Raw genomic sequence first — 4,938 nt, 5'->3', positions numbered from 1 at the left:
TGGTGTACCGCTGATCAACGACCACTCTGATGACGCTCACGCGGATGGTGTGCTCTGCGCAGCGAAATAAAGGAGGAGCGAAGCGGGGGACATTCGCGGAGCAGAGCACACCGTCGGCGTGAGCGTCGCCCTGAACGAACCAGGCAGCCCCCCAAACCCAGCTGTCCCCCGAACAAGACACTCACCGCACAGCAACACGAACAGAAGAGCAAGTTTTCATCCAGGAGTGAGAACATCGACCTGCGCTGAAACTTCCCCCAAAGGATCTTCGGATGTTCGACTTCTTCAAGAAAAAATCTCCCACGGCCGACACGCCCCGCGAGTCAACGAACCCACAGCCACTGAACGGCCGCAAAGGTCACGTAGGCGGCATCGAGGCCCTCACCCTCGACGGCACCATGTACTTCTTCGGCTTCGACTTTCGCAGCGACCTCGTCGTGTCGCCGCTCATTCCCGATGCCGCCCTCATGGCGCGCTTTGCCAGCGAACACATGGAACAACGCGATGGCGTGCACGACCAAGCGTACTGGCGCGAACTCGTGGGCTACGCCATCGACGGTTCCGAATTGTGCAGCGAAGAGGCGAGCCGCACCTTCGACACCCAGGCACTGGCCGCCGCCATTGCAGGCCTTGGCCGCGTGCGCCGCGAAGGCACGCCCGAACCGGGCTTTGGCATCGAATACCACCTGCGCTACCTGCTCGGCGCGGCAGGCGGCTGGGAAGTGCCGGAAGAAGCCGGCGACGAAGACGCCGATGCGTGGATCGGCTTCATTGCCGGCAACGAGCCCGTGCCCGAAGGCGAGTCGCTGTCCGACGTGGCGGCGCGGTTGCAGAAGCACCTGAATGCGCTGGTCGATGCGGCGCCCGGCAATTGGGGCACGCTGTTCGCGGTACTTAAAAGCTGAGGCGACGACCGCCTCGCTCGGCACCGCCCTCCCCGGCTCACGCGGCCCGAAAACCTAGAGCCGTATCAGTTCGACCCGCCGGTTCTTCGCGCGCCCGGCCTCGTTGTCGTTCGGCGCCACCGGCTCGGCCGCACCCGCGCCACGGGTCGTGAAGCGGCGTGGGTCCACGCCGGCCTTTACCAGCACCGCGATTACCGCCAGCGCACGGCGCTTCGACAGATCGTCGTTGTGCTTTGCGTCCCCTTGCGCATCGGTGTGCCCCACCACCGACAGCTTCAGCGGCGGGTTGTTGCGCATCAGCTTCGTCATCTCGTCCAGCGTGGGCTGCGACTCGGGGCGAATCACGTCCTTGTCGAGATCGAACAAGATGCCGTAGAGGTTGATGCGCCCCGTTTCGGCCAGGCTCTTCTGCATGGCCGAGGCGTCGACGAACACGATCTTGTCGCCTTCCATCGCCTTGCTCTCGACCACGCGCACGAAGGCGTGGTTGCCGACTTCGGCGTTGTGCTCGGCCAGCGCGATGCTTGCGTACACCGTGCCCGTGGGGCCCGCCTTCTTCGCGAGCAGGTAGCGGCCGCTTACCGAAAAGTAGTTGCGCACGTAGTCGCCGCTGCTGCCCAGGCGCGGCCACTCGGGGTTGTCGAAGGCCAGCGCAAAGTCGTAGGGCGTGGTCGTGTCCACGCTGTTGGGGCGTGGCTTGTAGCAAGAGGCGTTGGCCGTGCCGCAGGTGAACAGAATGTCGAAGCCCTTGGCCTTCAGGCTCGCTTCGTAGTTGCGCTGCACTTCGAGCAGCGAGCGCTCCTTGGGCAGCTTGTAGTGATACAGCGAAACCTTGCCTTCGAGCTTCAACAGGTCGGGCTTGCCGCCACCCCAGTTCTCGAACGGCTCCTTGATGAGCCCCACCTCGTCGTAGGCCGTGACCTTGGAACCGTCGAGCACCGCGCCTTCATAACGGCCCACCAGCGGATGGTCTTTCTCGGCCGCGGCCGCCGCCGCAATGGCTGTGGCAGCGACGGAAGCGGCCAGGCAAAGCAAGGCCGTGGCAGCGAAGAAGGCGGGCTGTTTCATCGGGGGCGTCGAAAAGAGCGGCAACGCCTGGGATGCTAGGACGGGCAATGGCCGTTGTGCATTCGACAGACGGCCTATGCCGTTGCGCGTGCCGGTGCCCTCTTCGTTTTTGCAGTTGCTCGCGCGATTCGAGACTTACTAGCGCATTCAGTTTCCCCGCCCGCGCCGCACATCTCTACAGTGAATGCCCCTGTCACTGAACACCCCACCCAGTGGGCATGGAAGGCATCACACACAACACAGCAGATGGATGAACCGCTTCGCTTCGCGGCGGGCCATCGATGCAACTCGCATCGATGCGAACGCGAGGCACAAAAGGCGACGGCCGGGATGCGCAAACACCCCGACCGTCTAACCACATGACGTGCCAACACTTTGGAAAGAGAGCACACCAATGGCTAGACGAACTATAGCCCGGCCTCCCATGCCGGAATTTCACGCTGCTGCTGCAGCATCAGCAGCAACTGCAGTTGCCATCGACACCGGACCCAGCGCGTCGGATCTTTCTTGAGAACAAGCTGGAACAACTGAAGTCGCTGCTGTGGTGCTGCCACGGCGATGGCAACCGATGGTTCGAAGACGCGGGGCCGAAGCATCTGGACAACGTGCTTTGGATTGCGGCGGAACTGGCGAGTGAGGCGGCGGAGTTGTTTCAGCGGTGCGAAGGCGAGTGGAGCACGCAGGCCTGATACGCCCCGACGAAAGGCGGCCTTGCGGGAGAGCCAACTGTCGCTGGCGGAGCTTAGACTTCCGCCACCGGCCAGGAGCGTTAGCTCACGAGAGTCCGATTTTGAACGGCCTCATATAGTCAACGGGAGGAACAAAAAATGCGACAAGCGTTGACCGCCATGTTGCGGGTCCTGGTCAGCTGCGCTTGCACGATGCAATCGATTTCGGCCTTCTCTCAAGTCTTCACGCCACCGGAGTCAGGCAAGACTGTCGACGAAAGCTATCGGGTTTTGCTGGAGCAGCGGTTGCCAGACGAGTGCATCGCTTGGCATATCAAAGGGGTCGAGCTCGATGTCGTCGGCGCCGTAGGCAAGGCCTATTTGGAGGAAAACGCCACGCGCGACGCGCGTTGGCGCGCGATAAATGAGCCGTTGTTGGCCTTGGCGAAAGACAAAGCAAAGGGACCTTCCGGATGTGTGGAGTTCGTTTACTCAGACATCGCCAAATATGTCTTCGCTTTCGATGGAGCCGTGGTCGATGGCAAGGCGGTTGTTCTCGATGGAAGAGACGGCGTCCCCGCGCCCTACGCAGTAATCCGTTATGTCGCCGAAGCTGACTTCGGAGGGCACATCACCTATGCAATCCCAAATCAACGCCCATTCAGGGCGAATTTGTGGTGGATTAGATGATGGCGAATCCAAGCAACAGATCGGTCCGATGGCGGGTTTTGTCGGCCGTCGAGCCTTTCGTTGAGTGACTGCTATCGGGCGCCGAATCTCGCGGGGCCGAAGACCGCAACGGGCCCGTTGCGGAAGTTCGAATCAAGAGAAAGCAGACGTTTGGACGCAGGGTCTCAAGGCGTATCCATAGCGGCTCAAACCGCCTGAAGAGTGGCCTCCCAGCGGCTCGTCGCTGAATCATAGGTAACCCTGCCATCTCGTCGCATTGCTTGTAATCGCTCATGAACAGCGATGTCAGCACTTTCACTGGGCGATGTACCGGCCCTGCGGCGAGCGACACGGGCTGCGCTTTCGCGGATGGCACGCACTGCAAGGACTTCACCAAGCCGAGATGGGCGCTCCGCGAGCGTCTCAAGGATAGATTCATCGAGGGAGGAAAAGTCTGTCTTCATAGCTCGGGTGTGCTTCTGGCCGTGCTCTGCCGCTCAAGGCGCAGTCCTGCGCTTTCAGAGGTCAACAATACGCACCTCACCAATGAAGTCGCCGGAAAGTTGATTGGCGAGGAACATTGCGTCGTCGATAGTCTCATGTGGCGCATGACATGCGGTGAGCATGGGGTACGGGTTTGAGCCATCGCCGACGCACAGTTCATCGATGATGTCTTCGACCTTCGATGCACCGACGCCAAGGACGCCCACATACTTGACCCCCTCTTGCATCCACATGGCTACCAATGCATCGAGCTCAAACCGGTAGCCTCGGGAGCAGCGGAGAAGAACCCTGTCAGAAATTGGCATCGATTTGGAAGAGCTGGGTGGATGAGCTGAATGTCCGCTTGTGGCCGAGGGCCCACCTAACCAACCTCGCGAAGCCAGCGCTTGACCAACGCAGCACTCCTGTGTCGAAGTCGCTGCGCCTTCTGTCGAGTTTCAGCGATTCGGCTGAGCGCCTCAACGATTTCTTCGTCCAATGGCGCGCCTTGTTCCAGCCAACCGACAGCCAGGTCAATCCAGTACTCCATCTGCGATTCGAGCCCTGCAAGCACCACGCGGCGAGTCGAAAACGGCCCAAGGTTTTCGGTATACGGCTTCTCAAGGAAGATGAGCGGGCGTGGGTCCATTGCAATGTCGTCGCCTCGGGGAATGTCTGGTCTTGGCCGCGTGCAGACCGTCGTCAGACGGTATCTAAGGCCTAACGTTGGAGTCAACCGACAAATAACTGCGCAGCGGCTATTTGTCTGGCTGAACGATTTGTTAGCCCTTGCTCAAACTGCATACGCATAGATGCAACTGAGCTCAGCCCCTTTCAGATCGGATTTAAAGGGTTCAGGCGCATTCTTGAGGATGGCGCCAAAGCTGGCGTTGAGTTTGCCACCACCCATGCTGCCTTTGTACTTGATGCTCTTGGGCTTGGCTTGAAGCTGAAGCCTGTTTGAACCGGATAGCGCAGCCTCTAACCTAAAGATGCCATGACGGAAATCAGTGGACTCAGAGGTTTCTGCCTCTGGCGAAACCAAGCGTATGGCTTGCCCGCGGTAGGAGAGTTTTAGATCGACCTCAACAATGGAGGCGGGAACGTCACCCACCAAGGTGAGCACCTGCCCCGCGTGACTCCCT

General features: G+C 60.4%; 7 protein-coding genes. 3 read left to right on the top strand and 4 right to left on the bottom strand.

What is annotated here, in order from left to right; all coding sequences use genetic code 11:
* The first annotated feature begins 272 nt into the window (after window positions 1-272).
* The gene (locus DBV14_RS25100) at window positions 273-905 is read left to right on the top strand and encodes a phosphoglycerate mutase family protein (protein WP_124463219.1); all 633 of its coding nucleotides are present in this window, start codon (window positions 273-275) and stop codon (window positions 903-905) included.
* Window positions 906-959: 54 nt separating this feature from the next.
* Here the strand turns inward: DBV14_RS25100 and DBV14_RS25095 are convergent, their stop codons facing one another.
* Window positions 960-1,973: an OmpA family protein gene (locus DBV14_RS25095; RefSeq protein WP_124463217.1), complete on the bottom strand. Its 1,014-nt coding sequence runs from the start codon at window positions 1,971-1,973 to the stop codon at window positions 960-962.
* A 470-nt stretch (window positions 1,974-2,443) separates the two neighbouring features.
* Between DBV14_RS25095 and DBV14_RS25090 the strand changes: the two genes are divergently transcribed.
* Together DBV14_RS25090 and DBV14_RS25085 are read left to right on the top strand one after the other, a co-directional pair.
* Window positions 2,444-2,662, top strand: coding sequence for a hypothetical protein (locus DBV14_RS25090; RefSeq protein ID WP_260397221.1), 219 nt, complete (start codon window positions 2,444-2,446; stop codon window positions 2,660-2,662).
* A gap of 138 nt (window positions 2,663-2,800) precedes the next feature.
* A complete protein-coding gene (locus tag DBV14_RS25085; protein ID WP_124463215.1) occupies window positions 2,801-3,331 on the top strand; it encodes a hypothetical protein in 531 nt (176 codons plus the stop codon).
* Between the two features lie 497 nt (window positions 3,332-3,828).
* Here DBV14_RS25085 and DBV14_RS25080 read toward each other — a convergent pair whose 3' ends face one another.
* From DBV14_RS25080 to DBV14_RS25070, 3 genes are all read right to left on the bottom strand, one after another.
* Complete coding sequence (locus tag DBV14_RS25080) at window positions 3,829-4,119, bottom strand: hypothetical protein (RefSeq protein WP_124463213.1); 291 nt, start codon at window positions 4,117-4,119, stop codon at window positions 3,829-3,831.
* A 56-nt stretch (window positions 4,120-4,175) separates the two neighbouring features.
* Complete coding sequence (locus DBV14_RS25075; RefSeq protein WP_124463211.1) at window positions 4,176-4,442, bottom strand: hypothetical protein; 267 nt, start codon at window positions 4,440-4,442, stop codon at window positions 4,176-4,178.
* Window positions 4,443-4,586: 144 nt separating this feature from the next.
* The coding region (locus DBV14_RS25070; protein ID WP_221621916.1) for a hypothetical protein at window positions 4,587-4,938 on the bottom strand (352 nt) is incomplete at its 5' end.

The sequence above is a fragment of the Variovorax sp. KBW07 genome (genome assembly GCF_003852515.1).
GTDB lineage: Bacteria > Pseudomonadota > Gammaproteobacteria > Burkholderiales > Burkholderiaceae_C > Variovorax.
This window is presented reverse-complemented; position numbering and strand designations above follow the sequence as displayed.

Excerpts from the sequence above, each read along its gene's own strand:
- DBV14_RS25100 (WP_124463219.1), top strand. The coding sequence starts at position 273 with ATGTTCGACTTCTTCAAGAAAAAATCTCCCACGGCCGACACGCCCCGC.
- DBV14_RS25095 (WP_124463217.1), bottom strand. The coding sequence starts at position 1,973 with ATGAAACAGCCCGCCTTCTTCGCTGCCACGGCCTTGCTTTGCCTGGCC.
- DBV14_RS25085 (WP_124463215.1), top strand. The coding sequence starts at position 2,801 with ATGCGACAAGCGTTGACCGCCATGTTGCGGGTCCTGGTCAGCTGCGCT.
- DBV14_RS25080 (WP_124463213.1), bottom strand. The coding sequence starts at position 4,119 with ATGCCAATTTCTGACAGGGTTCTTCTCCGCTGCTCCCGAGGCTACCGG.
- DBV14_RS25075 (WP_124463211.1), bottom strand. The coding sequence starts at position 4,442 with ATGGACCCACGCCCGCTCATCTTCCTTGAGAAGCCGTATACCGAAAAC.